This window comes from Brucella sp. IR073 (genome assembly GCF_049065735.1).
Taxonomy (GTDB): domain Bacteria; phylum Pseudomonadota; class Alphaproteobacteria; order Rhizobiales; family Rhizobiaceae; genus Paramesorhizobium.
In genome coordinates this window covers 290,042-306,245 of the sequence record NZ_JBAKHD010000003.1, presented here as the reverse complement: position 1 = coordinate 306,245, position 16,204 = coordinate 290,042, and the positions used below count along the sequence as shown (strand labels likewise).

The window sequence follows — 16,204 nt, the reverse complement described above, 5'->3', positions numbered from 1 at the left end:
AGTTCTGTGACATGCACCGGTTTCGGCCCTATTGCCGACGCACGAGATCCTTCCGGATGGGGCAGAAATAGACGAGACAGAACGCCAGCACGAGATTGGCCGCCCATTTATCGGCTTGCAGGAGAAGCCCTGCCTCGACTGGCACAGGCGCGCCCGGCTTGGCAAAGACATACATATAAGTGATCGCGTTCATGAGCGGCTGGCGGATGAGATCGCCCTTAAGCGCGAGCAGAATCGCGGCGATGACGAGTGTCCTGAGCGGGCGGCTCACGATCGGCAACCGGTCCGCGGTCCAGTAGTAGACGAAGGCCACGGTTCCCGTCGGTATCAGCGCCGTGACGTAGGCCGCCACGACCACGACGCTGGGATAACCGTCCTTCGGAGGAACGAGACCCTGCATTATTGGACCGATGATATTCTGCGCCCATCCTTGCACGAATATGTGCGCGGTAAGCGCGGCCACTGTCGCGACGACAACGCAGGTAAGACCTCTGAGCACGTTGCTTCGTGTGAACAGCGCCGTACCGGTCTTCTTTATCGTAGGCCGGTCCATATGTGCCATGGTTCAACCCCTTTGACTGGTCATGGGCAGGGATAGGTCTTTGCGAGATAGGCATAGACCGCATCCTTAAGTTCCATTTTCTGTTGGGCGGGTGAGAGCCTGCTGAGATAATCGAGCAGCGGCTTGGCCTCGATTTTGGCTTGACCGTCGGGCGGAGGACAACTGATCGGTTTGCCCTCGGCCGCCGACCGCTCCACATCGGCGCGATAGTTCTTCAGAGCTTCACGAAGCGCGCCGGCAAGACGCTGCGTATCAGGAGCAAGCTGCGCAAAAATCCCAAATTTCTCGACGGCTTTCGAGCGGGCGACGAACTCGCTGACCGGCATGGCCTGAGCAGGCGCAATCAGCAGCAATGCGGCAGCGCCAACCGCCCAAAGGGCCAGCCGCGCCGGAGCGTTGAGGCTTGTCTTCATGCGGATAATTCCTTCACAGGCTATAGCTCAACTCGAAAGTCGCGGCGGACCAAAGGTAGGAGTCCCGCGGCAGCATCCGCGAATGACACCGCCGCCGTCATTTTTCAGGGATCATCGATAGGTTGGCATCACCCAATTTCGCCAGGCGAGATAAGGCGACAGGACCAGCAGCAGATTGAGAGCGAGGCGAGAATCCGGGAGACCGCTGAAGCCCGCCTGAATACTACCCGCGCTGCCGGAAGCCGACGGCAGCGTGACATCCAATTGAAGCGCACTGCCGAGCAGCGCCACAAGAACCAGTGCAATCGCCGGCCAGATCGATTGCAGGCGCTGCCGCATGGCGATGGCGGCTATGCCCCAACCGCATAGGATCGGCAGGATCAGATTGGATAGAATTTTGACCGCATCGGTCAGGCCTGCAAACCAGGTGGGGACGGAATGACTGCCGGGTTCCACTCCATAAATCTGGGCGGCGATCAACAACAAGATGCATGCGGCGAGGCCGACGGCAAGGCTCAAGGGCGCGAGCACGACGGTCATCCAAGGAGCGCGGGCGCTCCAGGATCGCAGTTCGCTGCGGCCGATCATCGCCTGAACCAGGTCTTCCTGGTTTCCGAGCCGCGCATAGGCCCAGACCTCCGCTTCCTGCTTATCGAACCCTTCTGCCACGAGAGCGGTCGTGATATCCTCGAAATGCTCCTTCAGCTCCATCACATATCGATTGATATAACGCGGAGCGATACCGGCGCGCAGCAGCTGCTCGCGAAGCGGGTCAAACAGCAGGGACATGTTTTTCTCCTCTGACGACATCCTGAATGGCTGCGACAAGCCTGATCCAGCTTCCCGTGAGATCGGACAGCCGCCGTTGGCCTAAAGGCGTGATCGAATAATAAATCCGGCTGCGGCCATTCACGGTCTGGCGGCGGGAACTGAGGGCCCCCTCGCGCTCCAGACTATGAAGTACGGGATAGATCACCCCCTCACCGAGCGTGACGATGTCTGCGGTGCGGTGGCGAATAGCCTGGACCACCTCATAGCCATACATCTCCTGCTCCGCGAGAAGCTTGAGGAGCAGGAGTTCCGGAACGCCATTCATAAAATTCGGGTTCGTTCGTGTATTGGGCATGAAACATTCACCTCGATACCTTTTTATTCGAGGTATATATACCATTCAGTTCTAGGTATGCAAGCGGTCTCGCGGTCGCTGCGATAAAAACAAGCGCATCTTTTTCATCTAATGGCGAAATGCCCTAGCCTGCCGGAACAGGCCATCCTATATTGGGCACCGGCGTACTGCGCTTCGCGACAGGAGTAACTTATCCCCGGGGCCTTATTGATCTCAAAGGGAGCTGTCCCTGGAAAGGCCCGTGGGCTTTTCCACACGGCGCCCACCTACTTTGTAGGTACCCGGGATCAATCTCTCCATCGGTTGTCGTGGTCGCCACTTCTCCTCATCAACCGTCATTCTCGGGTTTGTCCCGAGAATCTGTAACGCGTCGTTCGAGCGGGACGGTAGTCGCCTTTTCGTCTTCTTATGGTAGATTCTCGGAAGCCCGAGAATGACGGCGAGGGGATAGCGTGGAAAACAAGGAACAAAAAGCCCAACTCCGGCGTGCTGCGCTTGGCCGCCGCGATGCGCTCGATGCCGGTTATCGCGCGGAAGCGTCGCGCTTGGCGGCGGAGCATGGCGCGGCGATTCCGATCTCGCCCGGAACCGTCATCTCCGGCTTCTGGCCGATCCGCTCCGAGATCGATCCGCGACCGCTGCTTTCGATACTCCATGAGCGCGGCGCGCGGCTTTGCCTTCCTGTCGTGCTCGATCGGGAAACCATCGTTTTTCGCGCATACGCGCCGGACACGGCTCTCATCGACACCGGCTTCGGCACCAAAGGGCCGGGGCCGGAGGCGGCGCTGCTTGATCCTGACATCATGCTCGTACCGCTCGCCGCTTTCGACGCCCATGGCGGGCGCATCGGTTATGGCGCGGGGCATTATGACCGGGCAATTGGGTGGATGGCGAAACGGAACATTGTTCCTGTTCTGATCGGTCTTGCCTTCGATGCCCAGGAGGTCGCGCATGTGCCGCAGGAGCCGCATGATATCAGGCTTTCACAGATCCTCACCGAGAGCGGCTTGCGCGCGGTCGGCTCCGCCTGATAAAGGCAGGCGATGAGATTTCTTTTTCTTGGCGATATGGTGGGCCGGTCGGGGCGCACGGCGGTATATGAAAAGCTGCCGGGGCTGATCAACGACCTGAAGCTCGATTTCGTGGTGGTCAATGGCGAAAACGCCGCGGGCGGGTTCGGCATCACCGAGGAGATTTTCCGCCATACGCTGGAAGCAGGCGCGGATGTGGTGACCACGGGAAACCATGTCTGGGACCAGCGCGAGGCGCTTGAATTCGCCGGGCGCGAGGAACGGTTTCTGCGTCCCGCCAATTTCCCCAAGGGCACCGCCGGCAAGGGCTCGGGCGTCTATCTCGCCCGCAACGGCGCTCGGGTGCTCGTCTCCAACATCATGGGCCGGGTATTCATGCACCCTGATCTCGACGATCCGTTCCAAGCGGCGGAGGACATCCTTTCCGCCTGCCCGCTGGGCGAGCAGGCCGATGCGGTTATTTTCGATTTCCACGCCGAGGCGACGAGCGAGAAGCAGTGCTTCGGGCATTTCCTCGATGGCCGCGCGAGCCTTGTCGTCGGCACGCATACCCATGTGCCGACCGCCGACTGGCAAATCCTGAATGGCGGCACGGCCTATATGTCGGATGCGGGCATGTGCGGAGATTACGATTCCTCGCTCGGCATGGACAAGGAGGAGCCGCTCAATCGCTTCCTCTCCAAGGTGCCGAAGGGCCGTTTCGAGGCGGCGAGCGGCCCGGCCACCATTTCCGGCGTTTGCGTAGAGATATCCGACCGCACCGGGCTTGCCGAAAAGATCGCGCCCTTGCGCATCGGCCCGCGCTTGCAGGAATCTATGCCGGATTTCTGGTAGCCGCGCGATTGACGGCAGACCATATGCTCCCTACTTAACCGCGAACTGAAGCGTTTTCGTGGGGACGAGCATGGATATGATTGCCGGGCATTTGTCGTTTCTTTCCGAGCCGGCGGGGTGGGCAGCGCTCGCCACGCTTGTCGTCATGGAAGTCGTGCTTGGCATCGACAACCTCATCTTCATCTCGATCCTCACCAACAAGCTGCCGCCCGAGCAGCAGGCCCGCGCGCGGCGGCTCGGCATCGGCGCGGCGCTCATCCTGCGGCTGGCGCTGCTCTTTACCATCTCCATCATCGTGCGGCTGACCCAGCCGGTTTTTGAATTGTTCGGCCATGGCTTCTCCTGGCGCGACCTGATCCTGATCGCGGGCGGCCTGTTCCTGGTCTGGAAGGCGACAAAGGAAATCCATCATTCGGTCGATCCGGAAGACCATAAGGAGACCATGGTCGGCGGCGCGGTGAAGCTCACAATGGGCGCGGCAATAAGCCAGATCCTGCTGCTCGACCTCGTCTTCTCCGTCGATTCGATCATCACGGCCGTCGGCATGACCGATGAGGTCGCCATCATGGTAATCGCAGTGATCGCCGCCGTGACCGTCATGCTGCTTGCCGCCGACCCGCTGTCGCGCTTCCTCAACGACAACCCGACCATCGTCATGCTGGCGCTGGGCTTCCTCCTGATGATCGGCATGACGCTGATCGCGGATGGTTTCGGCTTCCACGTGCCGAAGGGCTATATCTACGCGGCGATGGGTTTCTCGGCGCTGGTCGAGGGCCTCAACATGCTGGCGCGGCGCAAGCGCAAGGCGGGGAAGTGATACATTTATGGCCGCATGATCTTACCCGAGAAGTCTGCAGCTTCTCGGGATCATGCGGGCGCAATCCGCACCCCGGCATAGCCGCTTTCCGCCACGCTTGAGCAAAGCTCGAACCATTCGCAATCCCGGCAGGCCTCGCGGGTCTGCCCGGTGGCGAAAGCGTTGCGCATCGTGGCGAGCATGGGGGCGTCGAGCTTGATATGGTCGCCGGGCGCGAGTGGCTGGCGCAATAGCGCGGACACCGCGTCGAGTGCCTTGGCATCACGCTCCGTGACGCTTTCGTTGAAGCAGTGGCAATCGTCCGTGCCGAGCAGCGGGGCGCAGATATCATCCGGCCCCGCCACCAAAAGAATATCCTCTCCTTCAGCCAGTCGCCCCGCTATTTCATCGTAATTGGCGATGAAAGCGGGGCTGTAGCCCTTGCCGACATAAGTCAGCATGCAGAGAAGATGATGCGCGCGAAGGCGTATGGTCACCGAGTAGCGGCCTTCAGGATTGCCGCGCCGAGCGCAGACTTGATGAGCGCGCCGACGAGGAAGGGCGTGACGCCGAAGGCAATGGCCTGATCAAAACCGATAAGCGTCGCGAGCCATGCCGCGCCGATGATAAGGCAGAGTGCGTTGGCAATGAGGAAAGAGGCGAAGGCGAGAAGCACGTTGCGCCCGTTCCAGCCGCATTCCGCAAACCAGCCGGTGATAGCCGCGATGATCGGAAACGAGGCGAGGTAGCCAGACGTCGGGTCGCCGATGAAATAGGCGAGTCCGCCAGCGCCGCCGGCGAGAACCGGAAGGCCCATGGCGGCTTCCATGAGCCAGGCGAGGACGGTGAGCGTGCCCAGCCGCCAGCCATAGAGTGCGCCGATCAGCGGCACGATGAGCGTTTGCAGCGTGATCGGGACGGGAATCATCGGCACCTCGATCTGCGAGGTCAGGCCAAGAACGAGCGTACCGGCGAGTACGGCGATGATCTTCGTGGCCGTGGAACGGCTGTCTAGCCGCAAGGGGCTGAAGGATGCGGCGGGGGTCGAGGATGTCATTTCATGCATGGTCGGCTCCTTTTCCAAAATTATAGATAAAATCGAGATTCGATCTATTAATGAGTCCACAGCGTGCGACAAAAATCAAGCACCGGTTTTTGAGCGGCGCTTTCAGGGGGATTTGAACGGAGAATAGGTCAGCCGATGATGGCGAAGCTTTCGCGCGTATGGCCGGAAGCGGTCTTGACCGGTTTCTGGCCGATCCGTTTCACATGGCGGGCAAGGATTGTGGCGGCGGCGTCGATGTCGCCCTGGCGCAGCGCCGCCAGGATGGCGCGATGGTCGTAATCTGTCGTCGCTTCCCATTCCGAGCGCCAGGTGCTGAACAGGAAGCGGGCGCTCGCGGCGTGCAGATCGTCGATGGCGGCGAGGAGCCGCGGCATTGCGCACGGAGAAATGATCAGGCGGTGAAAACGGCGGTTGGCTGCCTCCCATGAGCGGACATCGCGGGATTTATCGCCGGCCTTGGTTGCTTCCTCGGCTTCGTCGAGAATGGCCCTGGTGAGATGCGGTGCGGCATTGCGCAGCGCCAGCACTTCCAGCGCGGCGCGCATGTCCGCGACTTCCCTTATCTCACGGATGTCGAACGAGGCGACACGCACGCCACGGCGCGGCTCGCTGACGGCAAGACCCTGCGCCTCAAGGCGGCGCAAGGCCTCGCGAACCGGCACATGGCTGGTGCCGAACTCTTCCGCTATGTGGTCCTGCCGCAGTTTCGTACCGGGGTCGATCGCTCCGGCTATGATCCGGTCCGCCAGAACGCGGCTGATCCTGATTGCTATGGTGTCGTCTTTTTCCTTGGCCATGAATTATCGATAATTTACGGCCATGTGCCTGTCGAGGTGACATGGTTTGGTGATTTCGCTTTTTCTGGACGCGCGCGGGCATTTTTTCTATAAGGCCGGGATTCTTTGCTTTAGCCGCATTATGCCAGGCTGGAGGTTCGTCCGGCTGCAAAATGCTCGAAATTGACAGGGGTGCCATGGCTGGCCATTCACAGTTTAAGAACATCATGCACCGCAAGGGCCGGCAGGATGCCGTGCGGTCGAAAATCTTTTCCAAGCTCTCGCGCGAAATCACGGTAGCCGCCAAGCAGGGCCTGCCCGATCCGGCGATGAATCCGCGCCTGCGTCTGGCGATCCAGAACGCCAAGGCGGAATCGATGCCGAAGGACAATATCGAGCGCGCCATCAAGAAGGCCTCGGGCAATGAGGGCGAGAACTATGAAGAGGTGCGCTATGAGGGCCGCGGCCCCGGCGGCGTGTCGGTCATCGTCGAAGCGCTGACCGATAACCGCAACCGCACCGCCTCCAATGTCCGCGCCGCCTTCACCAAGGCCGGCGGGTCGCTGGGTGAAACCGGCTCGGTCTCCTTCATGTTCGACCGCGTGGGCGAGATCGTCTACAAGCCGGAAGTGGGCGATGCCGACAAGGTCATGGAAGCGGCCATCGAGGCCGGCGCCGACGACGCGCAATCGGACGAAAACGGCCACGTCATCATTTGCGCCTTCGAGAATGTCGGCGAGGTGTCGAAATCGCTCGAAGCATCGCTCGGCGAGGCGGAATCGATCAAGACGATCTGGAAGCCGCAGACCAATACCGAACTCGACGAGGAAAAAGCCCGCTCGCTGCTGAAGCTGCTAAATGTGCTTGAAGACGATGACGACGTGCAGAACGTCTACACGAATTTCGAAGTCAGCGACGAAGTGATGGAAAAGCTGAGCGCTTGATTTTTAAACATACAGGGATGTATGAAAACTCCCGGGTGGAAGCCCGGGAGTTTTTTTATTGGGCCGAACAGTTCGTTTTCAATTTGAGCGTCGCCAGCCTCTCCGGTCTATCCCACTGCCTAAGCCGTCGCCTTCTTCACCAGCATATCGAACAGCCTTTCCACAGCACCGGCATCGGCAACATCTACAATCGTCATGCCGTGTTTCTCCGCCGCTGCCCGCATTTCGCTATTATCGCGGAGGGATCGCTCGATGAATTTGCCGATCCGTACCCGTTGGTACGCATCGGCGTCCACATATCCGGCTTCGCGGCGAATCCGGTCGCGCAGGAAATCTGTATCAGCCCACAAGCACACTGCGATCCCATCCAGCGTGGCAATGTATTCCGGCCGCAAGGCGGAGCCTTCCATGATGAAAGGCTTCCCAGCAGGACACTCGGCTTCGATCGTCTGCCTGATCAAAGGCCACATATTTTCGTGATGCACCCGCAGGAACCAGTAAATGGTTTCAAGCGACAGGCTCGAATAATATTCGGCAATGGCGGGAGGAATATCGGGCCATGGGCGACCGGGGTGGCGGGCGAGTTTGTCCGTGGAGATGAGCGTCCAGCCCAGCCTATCGCCAAGCCGGGCCGCCAGCGTCGTTTTGCCGGCATGCGAGCTGCCGGTGATGAATATGGCTGAACCGGACTGTTTCATCTTCCCATTATAGCAACAAAAAACCCCGCCGGAGCGGGGTTTTCGATAGTCTTGCTGGCTATCCGGTCTCGTTACACCGCATGATCTTATCCGAAAAGTCTGCAACTTTTCGGGATCATGCTTAGATGCCGAGATTGCCGAAGCGGTTCTTGAACTTGGAGACGCGGCCGCCGCGGTCGACGAGGGTCTGCGAGCCGCCCGTCCAGGCCGGATGGGTGGTCGGATCGATGTCGAGATTCATCGTGTCGCCTTCCTTGCCCCAGGTCGAGCGGGTGAAATATTCGGTGCCGTCGGTCATCACGACCTTGATGGTGTGGTAATCGGGATGGATATTGGCTTTCATCGGTCACATTCCTGAAGAATTGTGGCGTTAACCACGTCCCGAACGGATCGAAACTGCGGCACTTCCGCCCACTGGCAAACTTGAAGCCGCAGACCATGAGCCCACGGCTTCCAAAAGCGTTGGCGAGCCTATACATCAGCCGGGCGGCAATAACAATCCCAAACATCAGGAAACAATGGCCGAGACATTTTCCCAAAAGCCGGAGCGGACCGAGGGCAAGCCAGCCGGACGAGACCGGCGGAAGGTGGCGCCGCTCAAACGGCTCGCGCCCTATCTCGCCCGCTACAAGGCGACGGTCGCGGGCGCGCTCGTGGCGCTTGTGGTTGCCGCTGCGGCGACCCTCGTGCTGCCCCTCGCGGTGCGGCGCATGGTGGACCACGGCTTCACCGCCGCCAATAGCCATTTCATCAACAATTACTTCGGCATGCTGGTGGCGCTGGCGGCGGTTCTGGCGGTTGCTTCCGCCGCGCGCTATTATTTCGTCATCACGCTTGGCGAGCGGGTGGTGGCGGCGCTGCGCCGTGACGTGTTTTCCCATGTGGCGACATTATCGCCCGATTTCTTCGATCGCACCCTGTCGGGCGAGATCGTCTCGCGGCTGGCGGCCGACACGACGCAGATCAAGTCCGCCGTGGGCGCGACGGCGTCGATGGCGCTGCGCAATCTGATCCTCGGGCTCGGCGCGGTGGCGATGATGGTCGTCACCAGCCCGAAGCTTTCGGCGCTCGTCATCGCCGCCATTCCGTTCATCGTGCTGCCGCTCATCGCCTTTGGGCGTTCGGTGCGGCGGCGGTCCCGCGCGGCGCAGGACATGCTGGCGCGGGCCACGGCCTATGCAGGCGAGCAGATTTCCGCCGTGCGCACGCTGCAGGCCTTTACCAACGAGGCGCTGGTGACGCGGCAATTTTCCGATGCGGTGGACAATGCCTTCGTCGCAGCGCGCGCGTCGATCCTGGCGCGGTCGTTTCTCACGGCGGTCGCCATCTTCATGGTGTTTTCCAGCGTCGTGGCAGTACTGTGGTTCGGCTCGCGCGACGTGCTCTCGGGCGCGATGACGCCGGGGACGCTCGGGCAATTCCTGCTTTATGCGGTGCTGGCGGCGAGCGCTCTTGGCGCATTGTCGGAAGTATGGGGCGACCTGGCGCAGGCGGCGGGAGCGACGGAGCGGCTGACGGAGCTTCTCGCCGAAAAGCCGGCGATTGCCGCGCCCGCCGATCCGGTGGCGCTGCCCAAGCCGGCGCAGGGCGCGCTCGCCTTCGATCATGTGCGCTTCAGCTATCCGGGACGGCCCGATGCGCCATCCCTCAACGATGTCAGCTTTGCCGTGAAGCCCGGCGAAACCATCGCCATCGTCGGTCCGTCCGGCGCGGGCAAGAGCACGCTGTTTTCGCTGATCCTGCGCTTCTACGATCCGCAATCGGGCAAGATAACGATTGATGGCGTGGATCTGCGCGATGCGGACCCCATCGATTTGCGCGAGCGCATCGCCGTGGTGCCGCAGGATGTCGCGATCTTCGCCGCGTCGATCCGTGACAATATCGCCTTCGGCAGGCCTGGTGCCGATGAGAGGCAAATCGAGGCGGCGGCGAAGGCGGCTCTCGCGCATGATTTCATTCTGGCGCTGGAGAATGGCTACGACACGCAAGTCGGCGAGCGCGGCGTGACGCTGTCAGGCGGCCAGCGCCAGCGCATCGCCATTGCCCGCGCCATATTGCGCGATGCGCCGGTGCTGCTGCTCGACGAGGCGACTTCCGCGCTCGATGCCTCCAGTGAGATGCTGGTGCAAAAGGCGCTGGAGCATCTAATGGAGGGGCGCACGACCCTCATCATCGCGCACCGGCTCGCCACCGTGCTCAAGGCCGACCGCATTCTCGTGCTCGACGAGGGGCGGATCGTCGAGGAAGGCACGCATGCCAGCCTCGTCGGGCAAGATGGAATTTACGCCCGTCTGGCGCGGTTACAGTTCGAAGCGGGGGCGGATGCGTTCAAAGGAGGGATGAAATGACGGGTGCGGCACCGCTGGAACGGACGCTAGCAGCTATCGCTGAAGCGGCTCCTGATGGTGCGGAGGACTGGTGGATCATCGGTAGCACCGCGATGCATCTTTCAGGCTATACGGACGTTGCACCCGACGACGTCGATATATTCGCCTCTCGCGAAACGGCCATGGGGTTTCTTCGTTATTGGAAAGTGGAGCCTGCCGTTCCGAAGACCCATCCGCAGTTCCGCTCCGATCCTTTTACCAGCATCTATTTACCGGGCTGTCTGCGCATCGAACTGATGGGTAATCTCGAAGTCAAGCACGGCGAGGCGTGGAAATCCCTGCGGCTTGTCACTCGGGAAAAGGTCCATGGTGTCTATATCCCATCGTCCGAGGAACAGGTCGCTATCTTTCGCCTGTTCGGGCGGGAGAAAGATCTCGATAAGGCTGCACGGTTGGTAGGCTAGCCCGTCGCCGTCGCCCGTCCCGCCGCGCGGCGGAGCGTCGCCGGATAACATTATCCGCCTTGCGTCCTGATCCCACCGGTCTATCCTGAGAATGTTGCCTTATTCTTGGGAGGAGAAGACCATGGCATTTTCGAAGATGACCCGCCGCGCGCTTGTTGCGCTCGGCGCAAGCGTGCTGGCTTCCTTGGCGCTCGGCGCGCCGGCTGGCGCCCAGCAGTTTCCGTCAAGGCCCGTTACGCTCGTCGTGCCGTTTTCGGCGGGCGGCTCGACGGATGTGGTTGCGCGTATCGTCGCGGAGAAGATGGCGGAAGGGCTCGGCCAGCAGGTGGTGGTCGAGAATGTCGGCGGCGCGGGCGGCAGCCTCGGCGCGGACCGCGTGGCGCGGGCAGAACCGGATGGCTATACGATCCTGATGGGGACGGTGGCCACCCACGCGCTGAACCCGCTCATCTTCAAGACCAAGCCCTATGACGCGGAGAAGGATTTCGCGCCGGTCTCGCTGCTGGTCCTCGTGCCGAATGTGCTTGTCGTAAACCCGAAGCTGCCGGCGAAGGATGTCAAGGAACTGCTGGCGCTGCTGAAGGCCGACCCCGAGGGCTATGCCTATGCCTCGTCAGGCAACGGCACGCCGCTGCACCTCTCCGGCGAATTGTTCAAGAGTATGGCTGGCGTGAACATGCAGCATGTGCCCTATAAAGGGGCGGGCCCGGCGCTCAACGACGTGATCGGTAATCAGGTGCCCATCATGTTCGACAATCTGCCGTCCTCATCAGGACACATCAAGGCCGGCACGCTGCGGGCGCTGGCGATCACCACGAAGGAACGCGCCGCTTCCTTCCCGGACGTGCCGACGGTCGCCGAATCCGGTATTCCCAACTATGAGACCTACACTTGGAATGCGCTCTTTGCGCCAGCCGGTACGCCGCCGGAGGTTGTCGCCAAACTGAACGAAGCCGCCAACAAGGCGCTGAAAGATCCGGCCGTTGTCGCGCGGATGAAGGATTTCAGCGCCACCATCGTCGGCTCGACGCCGGAGGAGCTCGGCAAGCATGTGACGGCGGAGCTGGCGAAGTGGAAGCCGGTGGTGGAGAACGCGAAGATCCAGATGGATTAAGCAGCGTTTAGGGCGGGCTGGCTGGCGCGCATTCCGTTTCGGAAAATCACAAAAAGCTCCCTCTGCTCAATAGGGCGGAGGGGGCGCTGTCGCGTTAACGGGGCGGCGCAATAACGATGGTTCGCTTGTCACGATTACATTATGAGTTTGGAGCCAACGAATCATCGGCACCTGTAATCCTCGAGGTAGGGTATGCCTATAAAAATTGGTAAACCAAGCGACTTCGGTTTTGAAGTTGATGATGTTTGCAGATTTTATAACGAACACTGGAAAAGAAAAATAGCGCTCGGAGATAGCGCATTCTATCGCTGGCAGTTCATAGATACGCCCGTCAACACCGGCATCGACGAATGCTGCGTCGCCGTCCTGGATGACCAGATCGTAGGCGTCATGGGGCTGAATGCGCGTGATTTCTATGCTGGCGGTAAAAAGCTGGATGGAGCAGAACTAACGACGTGGGTGGTCGCCGAAGAGCACAGGAACAAAGGTTCCGGGCCCGCAATGATCGGCTATTTAAAAAACCGTTTCGACGTCATGATCGGGATGGGCATTTCCCATGCCGCCCTTCCCGTGTACCTGAGGAGCGGTTTCAGGTATATCAAGGCGATACCCAGGCATGTTCATGTTATTCATTGGGACACAATAAAGGACGCGATAAAGGCAGATCCTTTAGCTTATAAATATGCAAAGGCGCAGATTTTGCTCGCAGATTTTGCTTTATCCCGCGATTTTGATCCCGGGGATGTCGACAAGATCTATGATAATTTTTCCAAGGAGCATAATTCCTTTTCAAGGAAACACGAAGACATAAAATGGCGGTATGATAATCATCCGTATTTCAAATATTCCCATTTTATAGTGAATGGCTCGTGCCATGTCTGCGTTCGCATTGACAAAGATGTGGACGGATTTGTTATGGCGCACTGCGTCGATATTTTCGGAGACGCAGCCAGCTATCCATCGGCGGTGAGCGCCGCCATTCACTACGCTGGAGAGCAGGGAGCGAGCGCCATCGACTTCTTCTCAACGAACGCACGGTTGAATGCGGTTCTTGGCGCAATGGGACTTTTTTCGACTTTGGATCATGATTTTTTCAAGTTCCCCCATCTTTTCCATCCCGTGGAGATAAGGGATCCAGCGACAACATCGCTTATACTTTGGGCCAAAGAAGGATTGGCTGATTTCCTTGACACCTCAAGGCTTCATATCACGAAGCAGGACGCTGATTTTGACCGTCCGACGATTTACGGAATGAAGCCATGAGCAATCTCACCGTCGTAATGTATCATTATGTAAGGCCCATCGCTAAATCCCGGTTTCCAGCGATCAAGGGTCTTGAGCTCGATGATTTCAAGGAACAGGTTGCCTTCATAAGGAAAAACTATAACCCGGTGAGCGTGGACGAGGTTATTGCCAGCTTCCATGATGGCGTCGATCTGCCGCCTAACGCCATTCTCATGACGTTTGACGACGCCTATTCCGATCACTTCAAATACGCTTACCCGGTCCTTAAGAAGAATGGCATGCAGGGGCTATTCTACGCTCCTGGTAAAGCCATACAGGAAAACGATGTCCTGGATGTAAATAAGATTCACTTCATTCTTGCGTCGTGCGCTGACATAGAAAGGCTTATTGACGATGTCCGCTCGCTTTTCGAACTGCACAGCGCGGAATATCAGCTGAAGCCATTCGAGGAATATTATTCTGAACTTGCGGTAGCCAATAGGTTTGATCCGAAGGAAGTCATTTTCGTCAAGAGATTTTTACAGGTGGCTCTCCCGGAAGATTTGCGAGGGCGGATATGTTCGGCCCTTTTCGATAAATATATCGGCATGTCCCAGGAGGCTTTTTGCAGCGAAATTTATATGACGAAAGATCAACTGACGCATATGGTTTCGGACGGAATGCATGTCGGCAGCCACGGCTACAATCATTATTGGTGGAATGCGCTGGAGCCTTCTGCGCTTGAGCGCGAGATCGATCAATCCATAGATTTTCTCAAATCGATCGGCGCATATAATGAAAACTGGACTGCGTGCTATCCGTATGGATCCTCAAGTGACTTTGTAGCGAAGGCTCTCAGTGAAAAAGGATGCAAGCTCGCGTTTACAACTGAGGTGAATGTGGCGAACAGCAAGAAAAATGATCCCTTGCTTGTGCCGCGCCTGGATACAAATGACTTGCCAAAAGTAGCGGATTCAGCGCCAAACCATTGGTACAGGTGAAAGCATAGAAACCAGCCCCTTGGCGACCACGAGCAGATTAAGCCCTGCGTTGCATCTATCGCGATGGCGAGCGATACAATTTTTCCGCCTATCCTGAACCGTCGTCAAACCTTCGCCGCCGCCCGGCCCGCTGCTCTCCCCGAAAATAGGCACCCGCCCAGAAACGTGCCTTCCAGCGCGTTGTAGCCGTGATACCCGCCGCCCCCAAATCCCGCCGCTTCTCCCGCAGCGTAGAGGCCAGGGACGGGCACACCGGAACCATCCAACACTTGGGACTGCAGATTGGTGTTGAGGCCGCCCAGTGTCTTGCGGGTCAGGATATGGAGGCGGACGGCGATGAGGGGGCCGGCTTCGGGATCGAGGATGCGGTGCGGCTTTGCCGTGCGCACCAGCCGGTCGCCGAGATAATTGCGTGCGCCTCTGATAGCGGTGACCTGTGCGTCTTTGGAATATTTGTTGGCGATCTCGCGGTCGCGCGCCTCGATCTGGATGCGCAGGTGCTCGAGATCGATGCGCTTTTCGCCTATGAGCCGGTTCATGCCCTCGACCAGGTCGGGAAGGTTTCGTGCGACGATGAAATCCTCGCCTCGGCTCTTGAACGCTTCCACCGGCGGCGGCGCGCCCTTGCCGAGGCGGCTTTTGAGGAGAAGTTTCCAGTCCTTGCCTGTCAGGTCCGGGTTCTGCTCGGAGCCTGACAGCGCGAATTCCTTTTCGATGATCTTTTGGGTCAGCACGAACCAGGAATAATCATGACCGGTGTAAAGGATGTGCCTGAGCGTGGCGAGCGTATCGAAGCCCGGCAGGCAGGGGGAGGGGAGGCGGTTGCCTTTTGCGTCGAACCAGAGCGAAGACGGACCGGGCAAGATGCGGATGCCATGATTGGGCCAGATGGGCGACCAGTTCTTCAACCCTTCCGTATAATGCCACATGCGGTCGGTGTTGATGGTCGCGCCGCCTGCCTCCACGGCAATGCCGATCATGCGGCCATCAACATGATCGGGGACGCCGGAGACCATATGCGCGGGCGGCTCGCCCAGACGCTCGCGCGGCCAGTTCTTGCGCACCAGATCGAAATTGCCGCCGATACCGCCGGAGGCGACGATAACAGCGCCTGCGGAGAATTCGAACGTGCCTGCGATGTCGCGGTTCGATTTCTCACCGCGTTTCGTCGCCGAGGGCGCGAGGATTTCGCCTGATACGCCGGTGACGGCGCCGTTCGTCTTGAGGATGCGGCTTACGCGGTGGCGGTATTTGATGACGATGCGGCCCTTGTCTACCGCCTCGCGCACCCGCCGCTCGAACGGCTCGACCACGCCGGGGCCTGTGCCCCAGGTGATATGGAAGCGCGGCACGGAATTGCCATGGCCGGTGGCAAGGCTGCCGCCGCGTTCAGCCCAGCCGACCACAGGAAACCAGCGCAGCCCCAGCGAATGGAGCCAGGCGCGCTTTTCGCCGGCGGCGAATTGCAGATAGGCTTCGGCCCATTGTTTCGGCCAGTGGTCTTCGGGCCGGTCGAAACCGGCGGAGCCGAACCAGTCCTGCCGGGCAAGCTCGAAACTGTCCTTGATGCCCATGCGCCGCTGCTCGGGCGTGTCGATCATGAAGAGACCGCCCAGAGACCAGAAGGCCTGCCCGCCGATGGCGTTATCGCCTTCCTGCTCGACAATGATCACCCGCTTGCCGGCATCCGCCAGCTCCGCCGCGGCAACAAGCCCGGCCAATCCCGCGCCCACGACGATGACGTCCGCATCGGCTGCCATTTTTCTCCCCCTCCCTTCGCCCTCTCCCAAAGGCGGTCACTCTTAATTCCTACGACGGAAACGCTGGC

At 59.6% G+C, this 16,204-nt stretch carries 19 protein-coding genes and 1 other RNA gene; 10 read left to right on the top strand and 10 right to left on the bottom strand.

Features of this window, described 5'->3' with window-relative positions; translation table 11 throughout:
• Positions 1 to 28 precede the first annotated feature (28 nt).
• From ACOWVG_RS08230 to ACOWVG_RS08215, 4 genes are all read right to left on the bottom strand, one after another.
• On the bottom strand, positions 29 to 562 hold the full coding sequence (locus ACOWVG_RS08230) for a hypothetical protein (protein WP_420961350.1): 534 nt from the start codon (positions 560 to 562) through the stop codon (positions 29 to 31).
• 20 nt (positions 563 to 582) lie between these two features.
• Positions 583 to 975, bottom strand: a complete 393-nt coding sequence (locus tag ACOWVG_RS08225) for a hypothetical protein (RefSeq protein ID WP_420961349.1) — start codon at positions 973 to 975, stop codon at positions 583 to 585.
• 111 nt (positions 976 to 1,086) lie between these two features.
• Complete coding sequence (locus ACOWVG_RS08220) at positions 1,087 to 1,764, bottom strand: hypothetical protein (RefSeq protein WP_420961347.1); 678 nt, start codon at positions 1,762 to 1,764, stop codon at positions 1,087 to 1,089.
• Positions 1,748 to 2,101 (bottom strand): PadR family transcriptional regulator, encoded by a 354-nt coding sequence (locus ACOWVG_RS08215; RefSeq protein ID WP_420961345.1) that lies wholly within the window; start codon positions 2,099 to 2,101, stop codon positions 1,748 to 1,750. The genes ACOWVG_RS08220 and ACOWVG_RS08215 overlap by 17 nt, the downstream gene beginning before the upstream one ends.
• A gap of 161 nt (positions 2,102 to 2,262) precedes the next feature.
• On the opposite strand from ACOWVG_RS08215, the gene ssrS reads away from it, so the two are divergent.
• The 4 genes from ssrS to ACOWVG_RS08195 all read left to right on the top strand — a co-directional run bounded on the left by ssrS (position 2,263) and on the right by ACOWVG_RS08195 (position 4,783).
• Positions 2,263 to 2,419: non-coding RNA, 6S RNA (gene ssrS, locus ACOWVG_RS08210), on the top strand.
• Between the two features lie 134 nt (positions 2,420 to 2,553).
• On the top strand, positions 2,554 to 3,132 hold the full coding sequence (locus ACOWVG_RS08205) for a 5-formyltetrahydrofolate cyclo-ligase (RefSeq protein WP_420961344.1): 579 nt from the start codon (positions 2,554 to 2,556) through the stop codon (positions 3,130 to 3,132).
• A 12-nt stretch (positions 3,133 to 3,144) separates the two neighbouring features.
• The gene (locus ACOWVG_RS08200) at positions 3,145 to 3,966 is read left to right on the top strand and encodes a TIGR00282 family metallophosphoesterase (protein WP_420961342.1); all 822 of its coding nucleotides are present in this window, start codon (positions 3,145 to 3,147) and stop codon (positions 3,964 to 3,966) included.
• A 70-nt stretch (positions 3,967 to 4,036) separates the two neighbouring features.
• Positions 4,037 to 4,783 carry a TerC family protein gene (locus ACOWVG_RS08195; protein ID WP_420961340.1) on the top strand — a complete coding sequence of 249 codons (747 nt, stop codon included), beginning with the start codon at positions 4,037 to 4,039 and terminating at the stop codon, positions 4,781 to 4,783.
• Between the two features lie 50 nt (positions 4,784 to 4,833).
• On the opposite strand, the gene ACOWVG_RS08190 is transcribed toward ACOWVG_RS08195, so the two are convergent.
• The 3 genes from ACOWVG_RS08190 to ACOWVG_RS08180 all read right to left on the bottom strand — a co-directional run bounded on the left by ACOWVG_RS08190 (position 4,834) and on the right by ACOWVG_RS08180 (position 6,625).
• A complete protein-coding gene (locus ACOWVG_RS08190) occupies positions 4,834 to 5,259 on the bottom strand; it encodes a DUF1284 domain-containing protein (RefSeq protein ID WP_420961339.1) in 426 nt (141 codons plus the stop codon).
• Complete coding sequence (locus ACOWVG_RS08185; protein WP_420961663.1) at positions 5,256 to 5,819, bottom strand: biotin transporter BioY; 564 nt, start codon at positions 5,817 to 5,819, stop codon at positions 5,256 to 5,258. Before ACOWVG_RS08185 ends, ACOWVG_RS08190 begins: the two co-directional genes overlap by 4 nt.
• A 137-nt stretch (positions 5,820 to 5,956) precedes the next feature.
• Positions 5,957 to 6,625 carry a GntR family transcriptional regulator gene (locus tag ACOWVG_RS08180; protein ID WP_420961337.1) on the bottom strand — a complete coding sequence of 223 codons (669 nt, stop codon included), beginning with the start codon at positions 6,623 to 6,625 and terminating at the stop codon, positions 5,957 to 5,959.
• Positions 6,626 to 6,801: 176 nt separating this feature from the next.
• On the opposite strand from ACOWVG_RS08180, the gene ACOWVG_RS08175 reads away from it, so the two are divergent.
• On the top strand, positions 6,802 to 7,548 hold the full coding sequence (locus tag ACOWVG_RS08175; RefSeq protein WP_420961335.1) for a YebC/PmpR family DNA-binding transcriptional regulator: 747 nt from the start codon (positions 6,802 to 6,804) through the stop codon (positions 7,546 to 7,548).
• A gap of 119 nt (positions 7,549 to 7,667) precedes the next feature.
• On the opposite strand, the gene ACOWVG_RS08170 is transcribed toward ACOWVG_RS08175, so the two are convergent.
• Both ACOWVG_RS08170 and rpmE read right to left on the bottom strand, forming a co-directional pair.
• The gene (locus tag ACOWVG_RS08170; protein WP_420961334.1) at positions 7,668 to 8,246 is read right to left on the bottom strand and encodes a hypothetical protein; all 579 of its coding nucleotides are present in this window, start codon (positions 8,244 to 8,246) and stop codon (positions 7,668 to 7,670) included.
• A gap of 121 nt (positions 8,247 to 8,367) precedes the next feature.
• Positions 8,368 to 8,589, bottom strand: coding sequence for a 50S ribosomal protein L31 (gene rpmE, locus ACOWVG_RS08165; protein WP_420961332.1), 222 nt, complete (start codon positions 8,587 to 8,589; stop codon positions 8,368 to 8,370).
• A 175-nt stretch (positions 8,590 to 8,764) separates the two neighbouring features.
• Here rpmE and ACOWVG_RS08160 point away from each other — a divergent pair, with 175 nt between their 5' ends.
• The 5 genes from ACOWVG_RS08160 to ACOWVG_RS08140 all read left to right on the top strand — a co-directional run bounded on the left by ACOWVG_RS08160 (position 8,765) and on the right by ACOWVG_RS08140 (position 14,376).
• Entirely contained in the window at positions 8,765 to 10,594 is a 1,830-nt protein-coding gene (locus ACOWVG_RS08160) for an ABC transporter transmembrane domain-containing protein (protein WP_420961330.1), read from the top strand.
• Complete coding sequence (locus ACOWVG_RS08155; RefSeq protein ID WP_420961329.1) at positions 10,591 to 11,037, top strand: hypothetical protein; 447 nt, start codon at positions 10,591 to 10,593, stop codon at positions 11,035 to 11,037. Before ACOWVG_RS08160 ends, ACOWVG_RS08155 begins: the two co-directional genes overlap by 4 nt.
• Before the next feature lie 121 nt (positions 11,038 to 11,158).
• Entirely contained in the window at positions 11,159 to 12,151 is a 993-nt protein-coding gene (locus ACOWVG_RS08150) for a Bug family tripartite tricarboxylate transporter substrate binding protein (protein ID WP_420961327.1), read from the top strand.
• Between the two features lie 192 nt (positions 12,152 to 12,343).
• The gene (locus tag ACOWVG_RS08145) at positions 12,344 to 13,414 is read left to right on the top strand and encodes a GNAT family N-acetyltransferase (RefSeq protein ID WP_420961325.1); all 1,071 of its coding nucleotides are present in this window, start codon (positions 12,344 to 12,346) and stop codon (positions 13,412 to 13,414) included.
• Positions 13,411 to 14,376 carry a polysaccharide deacetylase family protein gene (locus tag ACOWVG_RS08140; RefSeq protein WP_420961324.1) on the top strand — a complete coding sequence of 322 codons (966 nt, stop codon included), beginning with the start codon at positions 13,411 to 13,413 and terminating at the stop codon, positions 14,374 to 14,376. Before ACOWVG_RS08145 ends, ACOWVG_RS08140 begins: the two co-directional genes overlap by 4 nt.
• A 104-nt stretch (positions 14,377 to 14,480) precedes the next feature.
• Here ACOWVG_RS08140 and ACOWVG_RS08135 read toward each other — a convergent pair whose 3' ends face one another.
• Complete coding sequence (locus tag ACOWVG_RS08135) at positions 14,481 to 16,136, bottom strand: FAD-binding dehydrogenase (protein WP_420961323.1); 1,656 nt, start codon at positions 16,134 to 16,136, stop codon at positions 14,481 to 14,483.
• Between the last annotated feature and the right edge of the window lie 68 nt (positions 16,137 to 16,204).